Raw genomic sequence first — 22,520 nt, forward strand, 5'->3', positions numbered from 1 at the left:
CTTCTTGTCGCTGGGCTTGTCTCTCTGCTGACTCACGGAGCGTCATCCTCCGCGACGGCGCCGCCCTTCTTGAGCGAGCCGCCCGCCGCGGCGAGCAGGTAGGCCTCGATGAAGGCGTCGATGTCGCCGTCGAGGACCGAGTCCACGTCGGTGGCCTCGGTGGAGGTGCGGACGTCCTTGACGAGCCGGTAGGGCGCGAGGACGTAGTTCCTGATCTGGCTGCCGAAGTTGATGGCGCTCTTCGCGGCGTTGTAGGCCTGGACCTCGGCCTCCCGCTTCTGGAGCTCCATCTCGTAGAGCTTCGCCTTGAGGACCTTCAGCGCCATCGCGCGGTTCTGGTGCTGGCTGCGCTCGGCGCGGCACACGATGTTGAGGCCGGTCGGGATGTGCCGGAGGCGGACGGCGGTCTCGACCTTGTTCACGTTCTGCCCGCCCTTGCCGCCGGCGCGCATGGTCGTGATCTCGATGTCCTTCTCGTTGATCTGGACGTCGATCTCGTCGTCGCTGTCCGGGGTGACCTCGACGGCGGCGAACGCGGTCTGCCGCGTGTGGTCCGCGTTGAACGGGCTCATCCGCACGAGGCGGTGGACGCCCGCCTCGGAGCGGAGGTAGCCGTAGGCGGAGTCGCCGCTCACCGTGAACGTGACCGCGTCGATGCCGGCCTCGTCGCCGTCCTGGTAGTCGATGATCTCCGTCTTGTACCCGCGGCGCTCGCAGAAGCGCAGGTACATGCGGAGCAGCATGGACGCCCAGTCCTTCGCGTCGGTGCCGCCAGCGCCCGGGTGGATGCTGACGATGGCGTTGCCGCGATCGGCCGGGCCGGACAGCATGCGGTCGAGCTCGGCCTTGCGGAGCCGCGCGGCGATGGCGTCGGCCTGCGCGCTGGCATCGGCGATGACGCCGTCGTCGCCCTCGGCGGCGCCGAGCTCGAGGTACTCCGCGAGATCGTCGATCTCGCGGCCGAGCTTCTGCGCCATGTCGAGCTTCGACTCGACCTGGGCCCGCTTGCGGAGGACGGCTTGGGCTTTTTCCTGATCGTTCCAGAACCCGGACGACAGCGTCGTCTGGGTCAGGTCTTGGAGCATCCGTTCGAGCTTAGGGACGTCAAAGATGCCCCCTTAGCGCCTCAAAGCGCCGTTTGATGTCCAGGACTTTCTCGCGGGTCTCGGAGAGCATGGCCGGGGATCTATTCGATCTGGGCGGCGATCGCCAGGAGAGACCGCCGCGAGGGCGCTGCGCGCCGGGCGCTCACCGGACGGGCTGGCAGGCTGGAAACCCGGACCCGGACGACGCCCCCCTCGCCCGCGCGGCCGCGCGGGCCGGCCACGACCGCCGCGCGCAGCGCGGGCGAGCGGCGGTGCGGCGGTATGGCAGATGACCCGGCGCCTGGACGTCGCGACGAGCCGCTTCACGGCGGAGTCACCTCGTGCCCGGCGCCGCGGCGGACGTGCCGGTTTCCAGGCCAGAGCCGCTCGAGCCTCCAGGATCGAAGCGAATCCTGCACGGCGTCGCGGATGGTCTGCATGGAGACCGCCGGGGGCGGCGCCGGGCTGCTGAGCGCCTCGTCGAGGTAGCGGCCCAGGAGCTCGGTCAGGGCGACGGCGGTGATCGCGTTGGAGAAGAGCCCGGCGACCGGGACGAGGCCGAGCGTGAAGTTGGCGAGGAGCCGCACGGCCGCTCCGCCCCAGATGATCTTGCTCACCTGCCACCACGGCGCCGTGCGGAGCGGGACGCCCCGCTGCCGCGTGAGCAGCACCGCGAAGCGATAATGAAGAGGAATCACGATCAGCTCATCTGCGCCGGGGACGGGCTGCGTGACGAAGCTCGTCACGGCCGTTATGGCTGAATACCTGTTGGTCATACGGCGGATCGTCGGGTCCATAGAACGTAACTATGAACCGGCGAATGCCGCCGGGAGACCACGAGGCGCGTGCGCGCACGAGGCGCGTCGCGCGGCTCAAGGCGCGATAACGCGTTGGCCCGGACGAAGCACGAGCGGCCCAGACGGCGCTCGCACGCGCCCCGGCGTGAGCCGCGGAGGGAACACGACAGCGCTGGAGGGAACACGACAGCGCTGTCCCTCCCCCGCCCTCCGTGTCCTTCGCGGCCCTCCTTCCACGGAACCCGCCGGCGCTACGGATCGAGCCCTTGCCTGCACGCGGCCCTGAGCTCCTCGAGGGCGGCCACGAGCGACTCGCGCTCGGCCCGCCACGCCGGCGACGTGTCCGCGGCGTCGCGCTCCCGGATGTGCTCGCGCGCCTCGTCCCAGAGCGGACGCGGAGGGTCCTCCGGGGGCACGCGCCGGCGCACGGCGTCCGCGAGGCGGAGCACCCGCTCGACGCGCGCGAGCGCCTCGCCGAGCGGCACCTCGCCCTCCTTGCAGCGCCGGAGCAGGCCGCACTCGTAGCTCTTGCACACCGAGAAGCGCGCCTCGTAGACGGTGCACTTCCGGTCGTGATGGCAGGGGCACGGCAGCCGGAAGGCGTCGTGGTACTGGTTGCAGGCGAGCGGCAAGCGCAGCCCCTCGGCGCGCGGGAGCTCCTGCTCCTCGAGCGGCGCGATGTCGAAGAGCAGGCCCGTGCAGCACAGGCCGCACGCGGTGCAGAGGTCCGAGCCGCTCGGCCGCGCCTCGGGGCCCTCGCTCGCTGGGAGAGAGCTCACGCGGCTCGATTGGCACGCTCGCGCCCCCGCGTCGAGCCGCGAGGCGGACAGGCGGGCTCTCCGGTCACGCCCGGCGACGCGGCGGGGGCGCAGCGGAGAGCCCGGAGGGCTCAGCCCGCCGCGCCGGCCGCGGCGTCCTCGAGGACGATCTCGCGCAGGTGGTCGAGCCCGACGGAGCCCGAGCCGATCACCCTGGCGTGGAACGCCTTCAGATCGAACGCCTCGCCCTGCAGGCGCCGGAGCTCCTCGCGCAGCTGCAGGACGACGCGCTCGCCGACCTTGTAGGAGATGGCCTGCCCCGGCCAGCCGAGGTAGCGCGTCGCCTCGCTGCGCGCGTGCTCGATCGTGAGGAACGCCCGCTGGTGGAGGTACTCGACGGCGATGTCATAGCTCCACGGCGCTCCCGCGTGGAGCGGGGCATCCCGGGGGATGGACAGCTCGAGGTGCATGCCGATGTCGAGCGCGACGCGGTAGGCGCGCATGAGCTTGGCGGCGAGCATCCCGAGCACGTACTCGGGGCGCTCGAAATAGCCGAGCTCGTACATCAGCTGCTCGGCGTAGAGCGCCCACCCCTCGGCGTGGCCGGAGTACATGACCAGGAAGCGGTGGAGACGGCTCAGCCGATCATCGAGGTACACCTGGAGCGCGCACTGCAGGTGATGGCCGGGAAAGCCCTCGTGGTACGCGGTGGTGATCTCGTCGTAGAGCGGGAACTGCTGCTTGTCGCCGGGGGCATACCAGATGGTGCCAGGCCGCTTGAACCCGTCGCTCGGGGGCACGTAGTAGGCGCCGAGCGCGCCGCCCGGCGGCGCCAGCCTCACGTCGATCTGGCGGAGCGGCTCGGGGATGTCGAAGTGGACGCCGTCGAGCTCGGCGAGGGCCTTCCGCTGGCGCTCGGCCATGACGCGGAGGAACTCGTCGGCGCTGTGCGCGCACCGGGCGGGGTCGGTCTTGAGCAACGCGATGACCTCCGGCAGCGACGCGCCCGGACGGATCTCGGCGGCGAGGCGCGCCATCTGGGCCTCGATGGCGTGCACCTCGGACCAACCCCAGGCGTACGTCTCGATCGGGTCGATGCTCGCGCCGAGGAAGCGGCGCGCGAGGCGCAGGTATTGCTCCTCCCCGACCGCATCGGCCTCGCGCGCGCTGGGCAGGTAGATCTGCTCCAGGTAGCCGGCGAGCGCGCTGAACGCGGCGCGCACCCCCTCCGCCCCGGCGGCGAGGCGCGCGCGGCCGGCGTCCGTGGCGAAGCCCGACGCCTCGTAGGCGGCCGGCAGGGTGAGGAAGAACGACCCCTCGCCCGCCTGGTGGCGCGCCTGCGAGAGGACGGCGAGCACCTGGCGGCGCGCGACGACCTGACCCGTCCGACGCCCTTCCTCCAGCGACGCGCGGTAGCGCTCGCAGGCCTCCGGGAGGGTCGCGAGGCGCGACGCGACGGCCTCCCACCCCGCGGCGCTCCGGACATCCATCAGGTCGAAGACCATCCGGAGGTGCTGGAAGGCAGACTCGATGTTGTTGAGGTCGCGCAGGTGCTCGCCGTGCCGGATGTCGTCGAGCCGCTCGTCCAGATAATCGGACATGACGCGGCGTGCGAGGCGGCCCCACCGCGCCTCCGGCCCGGGGGACGGCGCAGGCAGCGACCGGAGCCGCTCCTGGAAGGACGCGAGCGTGGCGGCCCAGGAGGCGGCGCCGCTCGGGCTCCAGTCGTTCCAGGCGCCGTCGTCGCACGGGACGCCGGCCAGGGTGGCGTGGGCGGGGCATTGGGCAGCGAAGGCTTCGACGAGCTCGTCGCTGAGGGCGAAGATCGGATCGCGCGCGTCGTGGTTCTGGCTCACGACGACAGCATAGGCGGGTGCGCCCGATTTTCTCCACGCGCGCGAGACGATCCGGCGCGTCTTCGTTACGCTTGCGGGGGAGGGAGACCGCACGGGACCCCGGGGAAGCGACATGAACCACCGCAGCCTGCCAGGCGAGCTCCATGACGACGACCAGCGTCCCGGCGCTGCTCCGCCGCCGCGTCCCCAGCGGGGCCGGGGGGGGCTGCACGCCGGGGGCGCACCGGAGGGGACGGAGCGCCGGCGCGCCACGAGAGGGGCTCGCCGGAGCGCAGGCCCCGGAGGTGAGCCCCCGGCGTGCAGCCCCCCCCGGCCCCGCTGGCCGCGCCTCGCCGGCACGGTCGCCGCGGCCGCGCTCGCGGCGCTCGGCTGCGGCGCGGCGGGCTCGTCCGGCCCGCCGGCGAGCGCGGCCGAGCGGCTCGCCGCCGCGATGACGCCCGCGCAGATCGCGGCGCGCGCCACGCCGGCGGTCGTCACGATCCGCGGCGACGGCTCGCTGGGCGCGGGCTTCCTCGTCCGCGACGACGGCTGGATCGCGACGAACTTCCATGTCATCGCCGGGATCCCGGATCTCGAGGTGGTCCTGTCGGACGAGAGCGAGCACCCGGTGCTCGAGGTGCTGGCGTTCGACGAGGAGCGGGACCTGGCGATCATCCGGATCCACGCGCCACGGAAGCTCCCGCTGCTGCCCCTGGGCGACAGCGGCGCGGTCCGCCCGGGCGATCCCGTCGTGGCGATCGGTCACCCGCTCGGCCTCGCCGACACCGTGTCGAACGGGCTCGTGAGCGCGGTCCGCGTGGTCGACCCCGCGCTGACGCTGCTGCAGATCTCCGCGCCGATCGCGCCGGGCTCGTCGGGCGGGCCGCTCTTCAACGAGCGCGGCGAGGTGATCGGCGTCGCCGCCGCGGTCGCGACGCAGGGGCAGAACCTCAACTTCGGCGTGCCCGCGGTCTACCTCAAGGAGCTGCTCGTCCACCCGGATCCCGTCCCCCTCTCGACGTTCGCGGCCGAGACGGCCGATGAGGCGCCGTCGCTGCCGGCGGTCAAGCGCTCGGTGCCCCACCACGCGCTCACGCTCCTGCGCGGCTGCAACGAGGGCGACCTCCTCGTGATGGCGCGGACGATGGACGGGGCGATCCAGGTCGGCTCACCCCTCTACAACCAGGGGGACTTCGCGTCCTGCTACCACATCTACGAGGGCGCGGCGCTCGACATGGAGCGCCGGCTCGGCGCCGCGTGCCGGGGCCCGAAGCGGGCCCTCGCCGAGGGCCGCCGCAAGGCGGCCAGGCTCGACGACAGCGCCGCCCAGGCCTGGGCGATGCGCGACGCATTCGACGGCCTCCTCGATGTGATCTTGCGCAAGGTCCACGGCGACGAGGAGTGAGCGTCGCCGCGCGGTGATCGCTCCGGGGCCGCGCAGCGCGCGCGGCGGCCCCGGAGCGCCGCCCACCGGTCGTCGGGTCAGTCGAGGTGCGCCGGCGCCGGCCGCCCCGCCTCGTGCGCCGAGGCGACGCGCGCGGCCACGCCGTGGTGCCCGGCCGCGAGGGCCCCCTCGCCCGCCGGGACGACGCCGTCCGCCCCCCCGCCGCGGGGCTCCCCCTGCTCGCCGCTGCCCCGCAGGAAGGGCACGACCCGCTTCAGCCACGACGAGATGTCGTCGAACAGCGAGTAGGCGACCGGGGTCGCGAGCAGCGTCAGGAGGAGCGCCATGGTCTGCCCGCCGATGATCACGAAGCCCGTCGCCCGGTTCGTGCCCGAGCCGGCGCCGCTCGAGGCGACGAGCGGGATCATGCCGGCCACGAACGCGAGCGTGGTCATCAGGATCGGCCGGAGCCTGTCGCGGTTCGCCTCCAGGATGGCCTGCGCCCGCGGCATCCCGTGCTCGCGCAGCTTGATCGTGTGATCGATCTGCAGGATCGAGTTCTTCTTCACGACGCCGAACAGCACGACGATGCCGAGCAGCGAGAAGATGTTGAGCGACTGCTGGAAGATGATGACCGAGAGGAACGCGAACGGCACCGTCAGCGGCAGCGACAGGAGGATCGTGATCGGGTGCAGCCACGACTCGAACTGCGCCGCGAGCACGAGGTACATGAAGACGAACGACAGGAGGAGGGCGACGAGGAAGCTCCGCATCATCTTGACGAGCTCCTTCGACGTGCCGACCGGGCTGGCGGAGTAGCCAGAGGCGAGGTTCATCTCCGCCACGGCTTTGTCGAGCTCCTGGACGACCTTCTGCTGCGAGTAGCCCGCCTCGAGGTTGGCCATCACCATGACCTGGCGCTGGCGGTTGTACCGCTCGATGCGCGACGGGCCCGTCCCCTCGGAGAACGTCACCACGTTGTCGAGCGTCACCGCGCCGAGCTTGGCCGACGGGACCGTGATCTTCGCGAGGCCTTCCTTGTCGGAGCGGAAGCTCGGCAGCGCGCGCGCGCGCACCTCGTACTGCTCACCTCCCTCGTTGTACGTCGACACCTTGTAGCCGCCGACGAGCAGGCGCAGCGTGCTGGCCACGTCGCTGACCTGAACGCCGAGGTCCGCCGCCTTCTTGCGATCGATGACGACGCGGAGCTCCGGCTTGCCGATCAGGAGCGACGTGTCCGGATCGACGACGCCCGGGATCGCCTTGAGCTTCTCGAGGAGCACCCCGGAGTACTGGGCGATCTTCTGGAGATCGGGCCCCTGCACCTGATAGGCGATCTGGAAGCTCTGGCCGCCCGAGAAGGCGGGCACGGGGCCGATGTTCGCCCGGACGTCCGCCTCCTCGAACTTCGGCGTGAGCTCGCGCCGGGCGCGATCGATGAGGGCTTCCTGCGACAAATTGCGCTCGTTCGCCGGCTTGAGCTTCACGTAGATGCTGGCGAGGTTCGGCGTCTTCTGCGGGTCGTCGCCGATCGTCGTCAGCGTGTAGGACACCCCCGGGAGCTTCTCGAGCTCCGCGGCGATCCGCGTGGCGATGACGCGCGTCCCGTCGAGGCTCGTCTCCTCCGGGGCGCGCAGGCTGACCTGGAACTGCGACTCGTCCTCGGTCGGGAGGAAGTTGAACTTCGCGAGCCCGCCCAGGACCGGGATCGAGAACAGCGCCAGGACCGAGGCGAGCACGATCACCCAGCGGTGCGCCATCGACCAGCGGAGCATCGCCATGTAGCTGCGCTCGATCGGGCCGTAGAAGCGCGACTCCTTGGAGCTCTTGGCGTCATGCTTCTCCGGCTTCTTCAGCCACCGCGCCGACAGCATCGGCGTCAGCGTGAAGCTCACGATCAGCGAGACCAGGATCGAGAACGCCATGGTCAGGCCGAACGAGTTCAGGAAGCGGCCGACGATGCCGCTCATGAACGCGACCGGGACGAACACCGCGATCAGCGAGAGCGTCGTCGCGAGCACCGCGGGCCCGATCTCCCTCGTGCCCTGGAGCGCCCCTTCCCACGCGCTCACCCCCTTCTCCTCGATCCACCGGTAGCAGTTCTCGAGGACCACGATCGCGTCGTCGATCACGATGCCGACCGCGAGGGTCAGCGCGAGGAGCGTGATCCCGTTCATCGTGAAGCCCGCCACCTTCATCAGGGCGAACGTGGAGATGATGCTCGTCGGGATGGCGATCGCGGAGATGATCGTGCTGCGGGCGTTCGCGAGGAAGATGGCGACGATGATCGCGGCGAGCAGCCCGCCGAGCACCAGGTGCTCCTTCACGGCGTTGACCGAGTTCTTGATGAACTCCGATTGGTCTCGGGCGATGACGATCTCGTAGCCCGGGGGGAGGCGCTTCTCGACCTCGCTGATCCGCTCCTTCAGCCCGTCGATGACCTCGACGGTGTTCGTCCCGCTCTGCTTGCGGATGCTGAGGAGCACGGCGGGGGCGCTGCCGCGAAAGCCGGCGGACTCCGGCTCTGCCATGCCGTCCTGGACCTCGGCCACGTCGCTCAGCCGGACGGAGTAGCCGTCGCGGTTCGCGAGCACGATGTCCTTCATCTGGTCGACGGACTGCACCCGGCCGCGCGTCCGCAGGGTGAGCGTCCTGCCGCCCTGCTCGACCCGGCCGGCCGGGATCTCGACGTTCTGGGTCGCCAGCGCCTGGGCCACCACGCCGCCCGTCAGCGCGTACTTCTCGAGCTTCTCCGGATCGATCCAGATGTTGATCTGCCGGTTCCGGCCGCCGATGACCAGCACCTGACCGACGCCGGCGAGCGACTCCAGCTCGCGCCGCAGCGTCTTGTCGGCGAACTCGGTCACCTCGCGGACGTCCGCCTTCGCAGACGAGACGGCCAGCGTGAGGATCGGCGCGGCGTCCGGGTCCAGCTTGCCCACGATCGGCGGATCGATCCCCTCCGGCAGCTCGGCGAGGATGCCGTCGACCTTGTCGCGCACCTCCTGCGCGGCCACGTCGACGTCCTTCTCGAGCTGGAAGGAGATCATGACCTGGCTGAGCCCCTCGACCGACACCGAGCGCAGCTCGTCGATGCCGCTGATCGTGTTGACCGCGGACTCGATCTTGTCGGAGATCTCCGTCTCCACCTCCTCGGGCGCCGCGCCGGGGAGGGTCGTCGTCACGACGATGAACGGGAACTCCACCTTGGGGAACCGATCGACCCCGAGGCCGAAGTAGGAGAACGTCCCGAGCACCGTGAGGAGCAGGACGATCACCGAGGCGAACACCGGCCTACGGATGCAGATTGCCGCGAGCCATTGCATCGTCGCTACCTTTCTTCAGTCATGGAACGCGGGCCGCGCCCGGCTCACTGCGCCGTGGCGACCTCGATGCCGTCCGCCAGCTCGTCCACCTTGTCGATCGCGACCTCTTCCCCCTCGGAGAGCGGGCCCACGACCTCCACGAGGCCGTCGATCTTGCGGCCCGTCTTGACCAGCTTCTCCGTCACGCGATCGCCCGATTTCACGAACACCCGCGCGCTGGACCCGGAGCTGCCGATCGCCTGCTCGGGGACGAGGATCGCCTTTCTTGACTCACCGGTCAGCGTCAGCTGACCTTGCGCGAAGAGGCCCGGGCGGAGCTTGCCATCGCTGTTGTCGAACTCGGCCTCGACGGGCAGCGTGCGCGAGGACTCCTTGAGGCTCGCGCCGATCCGCTTCACGACGCCCGGGAACGTGCGGCCGGGGAAGGCGGCGACCGAGACGTTCACCGGCTTGCCCACCTCGATGCTCGCGATGTCCGCCTCCGGCACGTCGATGCGGAGCCGCAGCGGGTTGTCGCGGACCACGACCGCCACGACGCGGCCCGGGCCCGCGAACTCGCCGACGCTGATCCGCTTCTCCGCGACGGCGCCGTCGAACGGCGCCCGCACCGTCGAGTCGGCGACCGCCTTCGAGGCGAGCCCCGCCTGCGCCTGCGCGGACGTGAGCGCCGCGACCGTCGCGCGGATCCCGTTGACGGCGGCGTCGTACTGCGCGGCCGCGTTCTGGGCCTGCGTGCGCGCCGCGTCCCAGGTCGACTGGGGGACGGCGCCCTGGTCGTAGAGCTGCTTCACGCGCTCGGCCTCGGCCTTCGCGAGCTCCATGCTCTGCTTCGCGGCGCGCACCTCCGGCACCTGGTCGGGATCGATCCCCTTCGGCGACTCCCCGGGCTTCAGGGCGAGCTTGGCCCGCGCCTGCGCCACGGCGGCGTTCGCCGACTGGGACTGGAGCGCGACGTTGCTCGCGTCGAGCACGACCAGCGGCTCCCCCTTCTTGACCCGGGAGCCCACGTCGATCGCGACGCGCACCACCGAGCCGGCGACCTGCGTCGCCACCTCGCTCGTCTCGTCCGCGACGAGGGTGCCGCTGATGTCGAGCGTCTGCGGGAGGGAGCGGGTGACCACCTTCCCGAAGCGCACGACGGGCTTCTCGCGCGGAGCGGCCGTCGTGTCCTGCGCCGGCTGCGCGCCCGCGTCCGGGTTGCGGCAGGCGGTCAACGTGGGCGCCGCGAGCGCCGCGAGCAGCGCGGCGAGGACGGCGGCGCGGGGGTGATTCGAGGCGACGCTACGAGCGCCGAAGGCCCATCGAGCGATACGGAGCTCGGGTCCGCGAAAGGATTGTTTCATGGGGGGTTCGCTCGGGTTCTTGCCAGCACCTGCCGGTGCGGTCCAGGAGCAAAGCTGACGCGGCACCCACAGTAGGGTGCTGACCGGCCGGTCATCAAGGGGTCCTCCAGCCGGAGGCTCCGTCCACCTCGCACGACTGTGGTCTGACACCCGAAGAATTCGTGCTGCACGACGCGCTCGCGGCGCGCGTTGCAGACGTGAAATCGCCGCGTCCATCCCCGGAAGCCGGGAGGACACGGCGCCGGACGCCGGGGGGACGCGGCCGGGCGACTGACCACACCGGCCCCTCCGACTGCCCTCTGGAGCCATTGAACCGATCGCTGTGATGTGAACCGATGCCCTCTGGGTGACAATCCCGTTACAGGATCATCAGGACATCAATACCGCTACACAGTAAAATTTTACTTACACAGAACTCGTCTCCTGATGTGTGCACGAGGATCCGGGAGGCTGGCCGCACGGAGAGGGCGGGACTCAGCGCCACGGGTCGAAGGCGTCGCGGAGCGCAGGGCCGGTGAGCTCGGAGAGGAACGGGTCGAGCGTGCAGATCGCATCGAGCCAGGCGGCGTCGGCGGGCGCGGCGAGCGCTTGCTCGGCCAGGCTCGCGAGCCGGCGGGCGCGGGCCGCGTGGGCGCGGACGCGCGCCTCGGCGTAGGGGACCATCTCCCCGGTGGTCATCATGAACGCCCAGTCGCTCGACTGCAGGAGGAGGAGCTCGCGGATCGCCTGGTCCAGCGCGCGGCCGGGCAGGCCGCCCGCACCGTGACAGCGCGCGACCGCGCCGCGCACCGCGCGCTCGGCGTGATGGGCGTGACGCCACAGGCGCGCGGCGCTCGGGCCCGTCCAGAACGAGCCGAACCCGCCCTCGCCCCACGTCGAGGCCGCAGGCTCGACGATCTCCCGGGGCGGATGGCGCTCGAGGTAGGCGCCGAGCGTGATGGGGACGACGCGCTCCGAGGCCGCGAGGCGGCGCAGGGCGTGCTCGAGGAACTCGGGGCCTTCCAGCCACCAGTGACCGAAGAGCTCCGCGTCGTACGGGGCGACCTGGATGGGCGCGGCGGGCGCGCCGCTGCCCGACGCGAGCGCGGCCTCGCGGCGGGCCACGAACTCCGCGGCGTGCGCGCGCGCCTGGGCGAAGGCGCGGGCCGGCTCGTAGGGCGCCTTGTCGGAGCCGGGCCCGGTCACGCGATGGAGCTTGAGGCCGGTCATCAGCCGGGCCCCGTCAGGGCCGATCTCGCCGTCGAGATCGCGCTCGGGCAGGTCGAACCCGACGTCGCGGTAAAACTCGCGGTAAACGGGGTGGCCCGGGTAGCCGGCGTCGCGCGACCAGACCTCGCGGGCGCTGTCGCGATCGCGCCCGAAGCACGCGACGCCGGCCGGCGAGAGCACGGGGACGGAGGCGCCGGCGGGCGGCGGCGCTCCGAGCAGCAGGCCGTGGGCGTCGAGCACCGTGAAGCGCACGCCGGCCGCGGCGAGATCGGCGCCGAGCGAGGGATCGTAGGCGCACTCGGGGAGCCAGAGGCCGGCGGGCTCGGGGGCGCCCGTGAGGGCCGCGAACGCGCGGCGGCCGAGCCGGAGCTGCGCCCGGATCGACGCGGGCGCGGGGAGCAGGCCGGGCAAGTAGGCGTGCGTCGCGGCCGTGGTGATGAGCTCGATGCGGCCGGCCTCGGCGTGGCGAACCAGGGCGCCCGGGACATCGCCGCCCAGCGCCTCCCAGGCGCTGGACGCGCCGGCGAGCCGCGCGCGGTAGAACGCCGCGGCCTCCGCGAAGCCGCTCCCGGCGAAGCGGGCCTCGACCCGGGCGGCGAGCGCGGTGAGCCGGCGGAGGTGATCCTCGAAGCGGCCGAGGAGCAGCTCGTCGCGCAGCATCGCGAGGAGCGGCGGCGAGACCGAGAGGGTCAGCGGCGCGACGACGCGGTCGTCGGCGAGGCGATCGAGGACCGCGAGCAAGGGGAGGTAGCACTCCCAGAGCGCCTCGAAGAACCAGCGCTCCTCCAGCGAGCGGGGGTGCTCGGGGTGCCGCACATACGGGAGGTGGGCGTGGAGGACGAGGGCGACGTAGCCCGGCATCGAACGCTGGGCGGCGGCCCTACCCCTTCTTGAGCTCCGCCCCGAGATCCGCGCCCAGGCGCGCCGCCTCCCGGACGTCGCCTGGCCACGCCGCGCGCCGCTCTCCCGTCCGCAGCCGGGAGCCGTCGGGCTCGGCGAGCAGCGCGCGCAGCCACAGGGCGCCGCCGTCGCGCACCGCGTAGGCGGCCACCGGCGTGCGGCAGCTGCCCTCCACCGCGGCCATCACGGCCCGCTCCGCGGTGACGCAGGTCGTGGTCTCGCGATCGGCGAGCCGCGCCAGGACGTCGCTCACGCGCGCGTCCTCCGCGCGGCACTCGATGCCGAGCGCCCCCTGGCCGATCGCCGGCAGCGACACCTCGGGCGACAGGATCTCCGTGGCGCGGTCCGCGAGGCCGAGCCGCTTCAGCCCCGCGAGCGCCAGCACGACGGCGTCGACCACCCCCTCCGCCATCTTGCGCAGCCGGGTGTCCACGTTGCCGCGGACCGGCGCGATCTGGAGATCCGGGCGCGCCGCGCGCAGCGCGACCGCCCGGCGGAGGCTCGAGGTCCCGACGCGAGCGCCCGCCGGCAGCTCGGCGAGCGGGGCGCCGCTCCGGGTGACGAGCGCGTCGCGCGGATCCTCGCGCGCGGGAATGCAGGCGAGGCGCAGCGCCGGGGCGAGCTCGGCGGGGACGTCCTTGATCGAGTGGACCGCGAAATCGGCGCGCCCGTCCAGGAGCGCTTCCTCGAGCTCCTTGATGAACAGCCCCTTGCCGCCGATGTCCTGGAGCGGCCGATCCTGGGTCCGGTCGCCCGAGGTCACCACCTCGAGCTCGCGCAGGGAGAGATCGGGCGTCGCCGCCTCGAGGGCTCGGGCGAAGGCGCGGGACTGGGCGAGGGCGAGCGCCGAGCGGCGCGTGGCGAGGGTGAGCTCCATGTCGGTCACGCTCCCTTTAGCCCAGCCGCCTGCACGGCAGCGGCCGGATTCGCCACGGCCATCACGCCGGCGTCCCCCTGGGAGCGCGCCGCGGGCTGCCGGGCATAGGCGCCGTTGCCCTCCGCGACGTGCGGGCGGGGCCCGGCGAGCCGGGGCGAGGCGCCGCCGTCGCCGCGCTCGCCGGCGAGGTGCGGCTCGTCCCGGCGCGCGGGCGGCGCGCTGCGGGGGCCGCTCGCGGGCTCGCGCAGCGCCGCCTCGGCGAGCGCCGGGGCGGCGGCGGCGCCGTCGGCCTGCGCGCCGTCGATGTCGAAGAGCTCCCGGAGCGAGTCGACGTGCTCGGCGACCCGGGGATCGCTGGCCATCGCGCGGAGGCGCGTCGTGGGCACGTGGAGCAGCTTGTTCGTGGCGGCGTCGATCATCATGGCGAGGGCCTGGCGCTCGGCCGGGCCGAGGTGCCGGAGCTTGCCGGCGAGGCTGCGCTCGACCTCGGCCGCGAGGATGGAGCGCGTGCGCGTCCGGAGCCCCACGATGGTGGGGGTCAGGGCGCGCTCGAGCGTCCACGCCTCGAACGCCTGCGCCTCGTCCGCGACGATCGCCTCGGCCCGCGCCGCCTCGGCGGCGCGCCCCTCGACGGACTGCGCCACGATCTGCGAGAGGTCGTCGACGTCGTAGAGATAGACGTTGTCGAGCTTGTTGACGGCGGGATCGATGTCGCGCGGGACGGCGATGTCGATGAGGAACAGGCTCCTGCCCCTCCTGGCCTTGCGGGCGCGGCGGACGAGGTCGAGCGTGAGCACGTAGCTCGGGCTCGCGGTCGACGAGATCACGATGTCGGCGTCGATGACGGCGCGCTCCAGCTCGGCCCACGGGCGGGGGGCGCCGCCGACCTCGCGGGCGAGCGCGGCGGCGCGCTCCGGGCTCCGGTTGACGACGACCAGGCGGGCGCCGGCCCGGACCAGGAGCTTCGAGGCGGCCTCGGCCATCTCGCCCGCGCCGACGAGCAGCGCCGTGCGGCCGGCGAGATCGTCGAAGATCTGGCGGGCGAGGTCGATGGCGACGCTGGACACCGAGACCTGGCCCGCGCCGATCGCCGTCTCCGTGCGCACGCGCTTGCCGACCTTGATCGCGCGGTGGGCCGCGCGGCCGAGCCGCGCGCCGAGGGCCCTCGCCGCGCGGGCGATCTCGATGGCGTCCTTCATCTGCCCGAGGATCTGCGGCTCGCCGACGACCATGGAGTCGAGCGAGGCGGCGACGCGGAAGAGGTGGACGACGGCCTCGCCGCCGAGGCGGCCGACGAGGTGACCGCGGACGGCCTCCCCGCCGATGCCGATGAGGACCGAGACGACGGCGCGCAGCGCCTCGTCCTGGAGCGGGAGCTCCACGGCGGACGCGGGGGGCGGCGCGCTCCCGGGGCGGGTGAGCCCGGGCGCGCCCTGCCGCGGCGAGGCGTAGACCTCGACGCGGTTGCAGGTGGAGAGCACGAGCGCCTCCTCGATGGCGGGGTGAGCCGTGAGCCGCGCGAGCACCTCGGGGAGGCGATCCCGCCCGATCGCGAGCCGCTCGCGCACGTCGATGGGCGCGGTCTTGTGGGAGAGCCCGACGAAAATCAAGGGCGCTAGCCTCCGAGCCCCGCGGCGGGACGGACGAGATAGATGACGAGCACCGCCGAGGCGCAGGCGAGCCCGGCGATGGTGCCGTACGCCGCGCGGCGGCCGCGCCAGCCCGCGGCGGCGCGCAGGAGCAACACGAGCGCGATGAGGAGCCAGGTCGCGTAGCCGAAGACCGCGCGCATCACCTCCTCGGTGCTGCCCATCTCGAGGTGGTGCGCCCAGTAGGTTCCTGTCACGAGGCCGAGGGTCAGCAGGGGAAAGCCGGCGGTCAGGAAGCGGTGGACGGCGCGGTCGAGGGTGTCGAGCGCCGGGAGGTTGCCCATGCGCTCGATGTGCCGCTTCCGCTTGAGCCGCTTCTCCTGGACGAGGTAGAGCGCGGCGGCGGCGCCGGCGAGGAAAAAGAGGGCGATCCCGAGCAGGTTCGCCATGACGTGGGCCACGATGAACAGGGGGTTGAGCTTGGGCTCGGGGTTCGGCTTTCCGAGGAAGAAGGTGCCGAGCAGGAAGGCGAGCCCGAGCGGGCCGATGAGGAGCCCGAGCGCGTCGATGTGGAAGCGGCGGCGGGCGACGAGGTACACGGCGATCGCGAGCAGGGACGCGACCGAGAGCATGAAGTGGACCGAGTGGACCGGGCAGACGCGCGCGACGAAGCTGGCGAGCGTCACGTAGATCGCGTGCCCGAGGGCGCCCGCGCCGAGCAGCCGGGGCGCGAAGCGGGAAGCGGGCAGGGCCGCCGCGGCGCTCGGCCGCGCGGCGGCGTCGCGGCCCGGCCCCGCGCTGTCCGCCGCGCTGGGGAGCCGAGCTCGGCTGCGGGCGATGTCCAGGAAGAAGAGGGCGCTGGCGGAGCTGTAAAACAGCAGCGCAAGCGCGAAGCTGACCCCGGATGCGACGACCTCGGGCATGGCCCCCTTTATAGCCTGCCTCACCGGGGATGGCCCGCCGGCCGCAGAGGCTGAGGCGTACTCTCCTAGGAACAGGCCCGACGGGCGCAGCGCCGGACAGGCCCCCCGGAGGCCGGCCCGTGAGGGAAGCGCTGGCCCCGCTCGCCGCTCGGGCCGGAAGGGCTCGCCGCCCTCGCGGGCCGGGAGTGCTCGCCCTCCTCGCGCGCCCGAGGAGACCGTCGCGGTCGCTCGCCCGCGGAGGCCGCCGCCGTCGCTACAGGTTGCTCGTCAGGAACGCGGCGAGGAGCTCCTCGTCGCTGGTGAGGCTGCTGTCCATCGCCGTCGCGGCGGGCGCGGCCTTGCGATGCTCGGCGAACGTGCCCACCGGCGCGCCGATGAACCCCGGGATCACGTCGTACGCGTTGTCGCCGATGATCATGGATCCCTCGAGGATCTCCGCCCCGAGCTCTCTCAGGAAGGCGCGCGTCTTGACCCGGCCGATGACCTCGTGGATGTCCGCCGCGCCCGACACCTCGCGGAGCACGCGGATCGCCTCGATGATCTTGTAGCGGCGGCCCTCGGTCTTGATCAGCAGCTCGTCGTTGTTCAGATCGACGCGGTCGCTCGCGATCCAGTCGTCCAGCGCGGCCTGCGGAAAGAACACGCGGTTCTTCATCGCGAGGAGTCTACTCAAAAATGGGCCCGACAGGTGGGGCCGCGACGCCGGCGCGCCGGCGTCCAGGCGGGGTCAGGCCGCAGGAGGCACCCTGGGAGGAGGCACCGAGTCCCGCGACAGGCCGCGGAGGCGCGCCGGCAGGTGCCAGAGCGACTCGAAGATCCCGAGCAGCACGTAGAACCCGAGCAGCCACACGAGGACGAACGCGGGCTGCAGCTGCGTCGAGATCACCGCGCTCGAGCCGACCGCGAACGCGACGAACAGCACCGTCCGGGCGTTGAGCCGGAGATCCTTGAACGACCGGAACCGGATCGTCGAGACCATCAGGAACGACAGGAGCGTCGTGGTCGCGAGGATCGCCGACGCGTAGCGCGCGCTGCCGATCTCGCCGGCCGCCGCGTGGTTCGCCACCACGATCGACACCAGGATCCCCGCCGCGCCCGGGATCGGCAGGCCGACGATGTACTTCGAGGGCTTCGTGGGCTTGCCCGCCTCCCCCATCGAGAGGACGTTGAAGCGCGCCAGCCGGACCGCGCCGCACGCCGTGAAGAGGAACGAAACGAGCAGCCCCGCGAGATCGAACCGGTGCAGCGTCCACTGGTAGACCAGCATCGACGGCGCCACGCCGAACGAGACGATGTCGGCCAGCGAGTCGATCTGCAGGCCGAAGGCGCTCTGGGTCTTCGTCATCCGCGCGACACGCCCGTCCAGCGTGTCGAAGAACATCGCGAAGACGATCAGCAGCGCGGCCCGGTAGAAATCATCCTCCGACTGCGCGGTCGCCGAGCGCCGGATCGCGTCGAAGCCGCAGAAGATGGACGAGAGCGTGATCAGGTTCGGAAGCAGGAACAGCGTCTTCCTGAGCTCGAACCGCCGCCGCTTCCGGATCATGCTGCCTCCCTTTCAGGCAGCTGAGGCTATCCTCGCCGAGACCACGAGCGCAAGCGCCGCGGCTCGGACGCCGGTCGCTGCAAGGTTACCGCGAACCCGGATCCAGGATCGTTTCAGCCCGCCGTCTGCTTCATTTCATACATCCTTTTCATCACTCGACCCGCTCCGTGGCCGGCTCGCTCCACACTGCCTCGGGCACCCTCGCGCCCGGTTCGAAGCGGCAGGTCATCGGCCGGAGCTCGATGGCCGCGCCGGTCGCCGGGGTCGGGCCCGCCGCGACCCGGAACAGCCACGCCTGCGCGAGATCGCCCGGGACGATGGCAGAAACGGGCGACCGCCCGAGCGACCGCGCCTCCCAGCCCGCGACGCACGGCGCGGCCGGCGTGCCGTGGAGCACCACGGAGGACGTCAGGAGCGTCATCGCGTCGGACGGGCCGGCGGGGCCGGCGACGTCGGTCACCAGCACGGGGTGGCGCGTGCCCGGGAAGAGCGCCTCGCTGCCGAGGAAGAGCGGCGCCTCATGGCGCGCGCTCGCGGCGCGCTCGGCGGCAGAGCAAGGGCGCGGCGTGTCGCCGAGGTCGAACGGCGTCGGCAGCGGCTGTGCGGGGCCGAGCGTTCCGTCATTTCGAAATGGCTGGAACATCGCCCATGCGGCCGCGTGCCTCGGATCGGCGACCAGCGTCGTCACGCCGATCGTCTTGCCGGCATAGGACCAGTCGACGTGCGCGACGCGATCGCGCCCCGCCGGGGGCGCCACGGTGACGGCGTCGATCGCCCACGCCGCGCCGGCGTCCGGCCGCCCGGGCCCGCCGGACGCCGACGCCGGGCGGTGGGCGAGCAGCATCGCGGTCACGGGGCCGTTCAGCGATTGCCGGAGCATCCCCACGCCGACGGGCTGGCCGTCCGCGAGGACGGCATCGGCGCGGACGTCGAGGCTCCCGCGGAGGCCCGACGCGGGCCACAGCGGGAAATCGAAGCGCTGGAGCTTTCCGGAGGGCTCGTAGAAGAACGTGAGCGCCGACCGCGCGCTGCCGGAGTGCGGGCGCAGGAAGATGCCCCGGAGCGACACGGAGAGGAGCGCGGGGTCGAAGAGGTCGTCGAGCGGCGGCATCGGGCGCGGCGCCGCGCCCGCCGGGCCAGGCCCGGAGCGCGCGCCCGCAGGGGCCCGCCGCGCCGCGCCGGGGACGGGCTTCACGTCGCCGAGCTCGAACGGGCCGGCGTCCGGGATGACGCCGCGCCCCGAGGTGCCGTCCATGAAGTTCTCCCACGCGAGCTCGACGTGGCGCATCGGCTCGCCCGGCCTCCCCCCGCCGGCGGGGAGCCGCACGCGGGCCGCGGCGTAGCCCTCCATCTGGAGGGTGACGTTGCTCGCGGTCCGCGCCCCGCGCGGCACCGCGGGCAGCAGCGCGCGCGTGACGACGCGCGCCTCGCCGGCGCCGGACTCGGGCAGCAGCGCGGAGACGACGTCGACCGCCCCGCTCGGGGCGTGCGTGAGCACCGACCAGACCGAGCGGCCCCGCAGCGCCTCGCCGGCGCCGGGCAGGCCGAGGCCGCCCCCGTCGACATGGTCGATGCGCGTCCACTTCGAGGCCGGCAGCGCCTCGCAGACGATGGGCGTGCGCACGGCCGGCGCGCGGCGCGGCGCCGGGAGAGGCGCGCGCGACGGCGCGCCCTCGGACTGGCCGCCCCAGCCGACGCGGGTCACCGTATCGCCGAAGAGGCAGCCGCTCCCGCCGCACGCCATCACGACCGGGCTCTGGGAGAGCTCGCGCGAGAGCGCCGGCATCTCCGGGAGCTCGGCCCAGCTCACGCCGCCGTCGAGCGACTCCCAGATCGCCGCGACCTCCTCGTCGCCGCCCGAGGCCGCGCGCGGCGCGAGCGCGACGACGCGCCGGCCGACGCCGGCGAGCTGCGCGCTCTCCGCGGGCGGAGAGGCCACGGTGAGCCCCCGGCCGTCCTCGTCGGCGATCAGGTACGTGAGCGCGCCGCTGTCCGAGAGCAGCAGGCCGACCGCGCCGTCGTCGGCGGGGCGGAGCGCGCTCTCCTCGACGATCTCGAGCCCGGCGGGCGTCGGGCCGCCGGGGCCGTCCTCCTCGGTCTCCACGTCGTCCTCGGCGCCGTCGCCCGGGGAGGCGGCCTGCGCCGGGCCGCGCAGGTCGAGCGGCCGCGGCGCGAACGTCTCGCCGCCGTCGTGCGAGACGAACAGCGCGAGGCGCTCGTCCTTGCCGCGGTAGCCGACGAAGTAGGCGGAGCGACCGTCCGCCGAGAACGCGGGCAGGGCGGCGGGGGCGCTGAGCGTCGGGGCCGCCGTGACGATCACCGCCGCGCGATCCCCGGGCTGGGCGCCGCCCGGGTCACCCTCCTGGGTGAGGAGGAGCGGCGCGGTCGGCTTGCAGCTGCCCGCGTCGTCGCCCGGCTTGCAGACGCCGGTCAGCAGCGCCGCGCCCTCGGGCGCCACCGCGACGCCGACCTGGTCGATGTCGAGCGTCTCCAGGGTGGCGTACGGCAACCACGCGCCGCCGCCGTCCGCGCTGCGGAGCACCCGCGCCACGATGCGGTCGCCCTCCGGCTCGGCGCACACCGCGACGAGGTGTCGGCCGTTCGCGCCGCCGGCGCCGAGCCGGATGCTGCCGCAGTCGGCCGTGCCCGGCAGGGGCGCCACCTTGAGCGGCCCCTCGATGGGGCCGCGCGCGAGGAGCCACGGCGCGCCGGCGTCGTCGGGGCGGATCGCCTCGACGTAGCGATCGCCGGCCATCGCCGCCCGGCCGACCGACACGGCGGCGGCGGACGGGGCGCGCGGGACCGCGACGGCGAGCTCGACGTCGGCCGGCGGGAGCACCGCCGCGCTGCGCGCGAACGCCGGCGTGCGCCGCGGATCCCACGTGGCCGAGGCGAGGACGCCCTCGGCGACGAGCTCGCCGCCGAGGACGCCGACCTGCGAGAGGCCCATCGGCGGGAGCGGCGCGCGGGCCCAGGTCGCCCCGCCGTCCTCGCTCGCGAACAGCGCCTCGGGCAGCGCGAGCGCGAGCGCCCTGCCGCCCTCGGCGATGGCGACGCCGAGGGCCCGCGGCGGCGTGCGCCCCCCCTGCCCCGCGGCGCCGTCGAGCTGGACCGGCTTCCAGCCGAGATCCTCGCGCCACCGGAGCACGCCGCCGCTCCGGGTCACCCCGAGCAGCGCGCCGCCGGCGCCCGCGACCTGCGCGAGCGGCTCGGGCGGCGAGAGCGTCCGCGTGAGCTGGCCGAGCGGCGAGGTGGCCTCGTAGATCGCCCCGCTCGCGCCGACGAACATCCAGGAGGTCGAGGAGCGCCGCACGACCGCGGTGAGCTCCTCCGGCGCGGGCGATCCGCTCGCCCTGCCCTGGCCCGCGCAGCGCGCGTCCGCCGGCGCGGCGGCGCCCGCCGCGGGCGCGGGGCGCTCGGGCGTCACCGTCCAGCGCTGGCCGCCCTGGGCCACGACGACGCACCCGCCGCCGAAGGGCGCCCACGCGACCGCGGACTCGGGCGCCGCCGGGTGGTAGCTCCAGCGCGCCGGCGAGGCGTAGGCGGCGCCCACGAGCTCCACCGCGGCGGGAGGGGCCTCGGCGGGGCGGGCCGGCTGCGCCGGGGCGCCGGAGCAGCCCGCGAGCGCGCACGCCGACGCGAGGGCGATCGGCGCCCGGGGCCGCGACCGCGTCGCGCTCATTCGACCCAGCGGGCCACGAACAGGTTGGTCTCGCCGGGCTTCGCGCCGTACCGGTTCGAGGCGAAGACGAGGTGCTCGCCGGTGGGCGAGAACATCGGGAAGCTGTCGAACCCCTCGAAGTAGGTCACGCGCTGGACCGGCGGCGCGCCGTCCGCCGAAGGGGGCGCCTCGGGGTCGACGAGGTAGAGGTCGAAGTTCGGCATCCCCCGCGCGCCCTGCGGGGTGCTGAAATCCGAGGCGAAGAGGAGCCGGCGCGAGTCCGGCAGGAAATAGGGGGCGAAGTTGGCGCGGCCGTTCCGCGTCACCGCGCGCGCGTTCTGCCCGTCGGCGTCGGCGACGAAGATCTCGAGCGCGCTGGGGCGCACGAGCCCCTTGGCGAGCAGCGCGCGGTAGTCGTCGAGCGCCGCGCCGGTCGGGCGGCTCGCCCGCCACACGAGCTTGGTCCCGTCGGGGGAGAAGAAGGCGCCGCCGTCGTAGCCCGGCGCGCTCGTGATGCGCCGGACGTCGGACCCGTCGAGCTTCGCGGTGTAGAGCTCGAGGTCGCCGTCGCGCGTGCTCGTGAACACGAGGCGCGAGCCGTCGAACGCGACGGTCGCCTCGGCGTCATAGCCCTCGCCCTGGATGAGGGGGCGGAGATCCGAGCCGTCGGCGTTCGACGTGTAGATGTCGAAATCGTCGAGCGGCCACACGTAGCCCTGGGAGTGATCGGGCTTCGGCGGGCACGCCTCGCCGGCGGCGTGGGTCGAGGCGAAGAGGACGCGCGCCTGCGCAGGAGCCGGGGGCGCGGGGAAGAGGAAGTAGCCGCAGGTCGTCTTGCCCTTGCCGTTCGAGACCCGGCGGACCTCGCCGCTCTCGAGGTCCATGACATATTGCTGGTCGCACTTGTTGCCGTCGCGGGTCGACTGGAAGATGAGCTTCCTGCCGTCGGGCGACCAGTACGCCTCGGCGTTCTCGCCGCCGAAGGTGAGCTGCCGGACGTCGGCGAGGTGCTTCTCGCGAGGATCGGCGGGGACGCTCTTGCCGGCGCGGATCCGGAAGGGCATCCACTCGGGCTTCGCCGTGGTCGTCGCCTCGGGGATCTGGCCGAGGGGTTCCTTGGGCCGAGGCTCCGGCGCGGCGCAGGCGGCGAGGAGCAGCGAGGCGAGCAGGGCAGGCGGCAGCCTTCGGTTCATGGCGCCGCGACTCTAGTACGAAAGCGGGGGTGCGTCGCGGGGGGAGGCGCGCGCCGCGGCCCGGGGAGGCGCGCCGCGACCAGGCCGGGCGGGC

General features: G+C 73.4%; 15 protein-coding genes. 1 reads left to right on the top strand and 14 read right to left on the bottom strand.

Going from position 1 to position 22,520, the window contains the following annotated elements; all coding sequences use genetic code 11:
* Nucleotides 1–32: 32 nt before the first annotated feature.
* The 4 genes from prfB to WMF31_RS29285 form a co-directional block, all read right to left on the bottom strand.
* A protein-coding gene (gene prfB / locus WMF31_RS29270) for a peptide chain release factor 2 (protein ID WP_436605098.1) occupies nt 33–1,176 on the bottom strand; the annotation gives its coding sequence in 2 pieces (ribosomal slippage) (nt 33–1,106 and nt 1,108–1,176; 1,143 coding nt in all).
* A 232-nt stretch (nt 1,177–1,408) separates the two neighbouring features.
* On the bottom strand, nt 1,409–1,861 hold the full coding sequence (locus WMF31_RS29275) for a hypothetical protein (protein ID WP_436605099.1): 453 nt from the start codon (nt 1,859–1,861) through the stop codon (nt 1,409–1,411).
* A gap of 272 nt (nt 1,862–2,133) precedes the next feature.
* Nucleotides 2,134–2,661, bottom strand: coding sequence for a YkgJ family cysteine cluster protein (locus WMF31_RS29280; protein WP_436605100.1), 528 nt, complete (start codon nt 2,659–2,661; stop codon nt 2,134–2,136).
* 110 nt (nt 2,662–2,771) lie between these two features.
* Complete coding sequence (locus WMF31_RS29285; protein ID WP_436605101.1) at nt 2,772–4,496, bottom strand: DUF885 domain-containing protein; 1,725 nt, start codon at nt 4,494–4,496, stop codon at nt 2,772–2,774.
* 112 nt (nt 4,497–4,608) lie between these two features.
* Here WMF31_RS29285 and WMF31_RS29290 point away from each other — a divergent pair, with 112 nt between their 5' ends.
* Complete coding sequence (locus WMF31_RS29290) at nt 4,609–5,880, top strand: S1C family serine protease (protein WP_436605102.1); 1,272 nt, start codon at nt 4,609–4,611, stop codon at nt 5,878–5,880.
* Nucleotides 5,881–5,957: 77 nt separating this feature from the next.
* Here the strand turns inward: WMF31_RS29290 and WMF31_RS29295 are convergent, their stop codons facing one another.
* The 10 genes from WMF31_RS29295 to WMF31_RS29340 all read right to left on the bottom strand — a co-directional run bounded on the left by WMF31_RS29295 (nt 5,958) and on the right by WMF31_RS29340 (nt 22,426).
* A complete protein-coding gene (locus tag WMF31_RS29295; protein ID WP_436605103.1) occupies nt 5,958–9,185 on the bottom strand; it encodes an efflux RND transporter permease subunit in 3,228 nt (1,075 codons plus the stop codon).
* A 44-nt stretch (nt 9,186–9,229) separates the two neighbouring features.
* Nucleotides 9,230–10,528 carry an efflux RND transporter periplasmic adaptor subunit gene (locus tag WMF31_RS29300; protein ID WP_436605104.1) on the bottom strand — a complete coding sequence of 433 codons (1,299 nt, stop codon included), beginning with the start codon at nt 10,526–10,528 and terminating at the stop codon, nt 9,230–9,232.
* 474 nt (nt 10,529–11,002) lie between these two features.
* Entirely contained in the window at nt 11,003–12,598 is a 1,596-nt protein-coding gene (locus WMF31_RS29305; RefSeq protein ID WP_436605105.1) for a glycoside hydrolase family 57 protein, read from the bottom strand.
* A 19-nt stretch (nt 12,599–12,617) separates the two neighbouring features.
* Nucleotides 12,618–13,523: a hydroxymethylbilane synthase gene (gene hemC / locus WMF31_RS29310; protein WP_436605106.1), complete on the bottom strand. Its 906-nt coding sequence runs from the start codon at nt 13,521–13,523 to the stop codon at nt 12,618–12,620.
* Nucleotides 13,520–15,124, bottom strand: coding sequence for a glutamyl-tRNA reductase (hemA, locus tag WMF31_RS29315; protein WP_436605107.1), 1,605 nt, complete (start codon nt 15,122–15,124; stop codon nt 13,520–13,522). Before hemA ends, hemC begins: the two co-directional genes overlap by 4 nt.
* A gap of 5 nt (nt 15,125–15,129) precedes the next feature.
* Nucleotides 15,130–16,026, bottom strand: coding sequence for a cytochrome c biogenesis protein CcsA (ccsA, locus tag WMF31_RS29320; RefSeq protein WP_436605108.1), 897 nt, complete (start codon nt 16,024–16,026; stop codon nt 15,130–15,132).
* A 253-nt stretch (nt 16,027–16,279) separates the two neighbouring features.
* A complete protein-coding gene (locus tag WMF31_RS29325; protein ID WP_436605109.1) occupies nt 16,280–16,681 on the bottom strand; it encodes a hypothetical protein in 402 nt (133 codons plus the stop codon).
* 72 nt (nt 16,682–16,753) lie between these two features.
* Entirely contained in the window at nt 16,754–17,572 is an 819-nt protein-coding gene (gene pssA, locus WMF31_RS29330; protein WP_436605110.1) for a CDP-diacylglycerol--serine O-phosphatidyltransferase, read from the bottom strand.
* Nucleotides 17,573–17,723: 151 nt separating this feature from the next.
* Complete coding sequence (locus WMF31_RS29335; protein ID WP_436605111.1) at nt 17,724–21,254, bottom strand: hypothetical protein; 3,531 nt, start codon at nt 21,252–21,254, stop codon at nt 17,724–17,726.
* Nucleotides 21,251–22,426 (bottom strand): TolB family protein, encoded by a 1,176-nt coding sequence (locus tag WMF31_RS29340; RefSeq protein WP_436605112.1) that lies wholly within the window; start codon nt 22,424–22,426, stop codon nt 21,251–21,253. The genes WMF31_RS29335 and WMF31_RS29340 overlap by 4 nt, the downstream gene beginning before the upstream one ends.
* Nucleotides 22,427–22,520 lie beyond the last annotated feature (94 nt).

Source organism: Sorangium sp. So ce1036, from assembly GCF_051369805.1.
In the GTDB taxonomy this organism is placed as follows: domain Bacteria; phylum Myxococcota_A; class Polyangia; order Polyangiales; family Polyangiaceae; genus Sorangium; species Sorangium cellulosum_F.

Coding starts and splice junctions, on each gene's coding strand:
- WMF31_RS29275 (WP_436605099.1), bottom strand. CDS start 1,861: ATGACCAACAGGTATTCAGCCATAACGGCCGTGACGAGCTTCGTCACG.
- WMF31_RS29290 (WP_436605102.1), top strand. CDS start 4,609: ATGAACCACCGCAGCCTGCCAGGCGAGCTCCATGACGACGACCAGCGT.
- WMF31_RS29295 (WP_436605103.1), bottom strand. CDS start 9,185: ATGCAATGGCTCGCGGCAATCTGCATCCGTAGGCCGGTGTTCGCCTCG.
- WMF31_RS29300 (WP_436605104.1), bottom strand. CDS start 10,528: ATGAAACAATCCTTTCGCGGACCCGAGCTCCGTATCGCTCGATGGGCC.
- WMF31_RS29305 (WP_436605105.1), bottom strand. CDS start 12,598: ATGCCGGGCTACGTCGCCCTCGTCCTCCACGCCCACCTCCCGTATGTG.
- ccsA (WP_436605108.1), bottom strand. CDS start 16,026: ATGCCCGAGGTCGTCGCATCCGGGGTCAGCTTCGCGCTTGCGCTGCTG.
- WMF31_RS29325 (WP_436605109.1), bottom strand. CDS start 16,681: ATGAAGAACCGCGTGTTCTTTCCGCAGGCCGCGCTGGACGACTGGATC.
- pssA (WP_436605110.1), bottom strand. CDS start 17,572: ATGATCCGGAAGCGGCGGCGGTTCGAGCTCAGGAAGACGCTGTTCCTG.
- WMF31_RS29335 (WP_436605111.1), bottom strand. CDS start 21,254: ATGAGCGCGACGCGGTCGCGGCCCCGGGCGCCGATCGCCCTCGCGTCG.
- WMF31_RS29340 (WP_436605112.1), bottom strand. CDS start 22,426: ATGAACCGAAGGCTGCCGCCTGCCCTGCTCGCCTCGCTGCTCCTCGCC.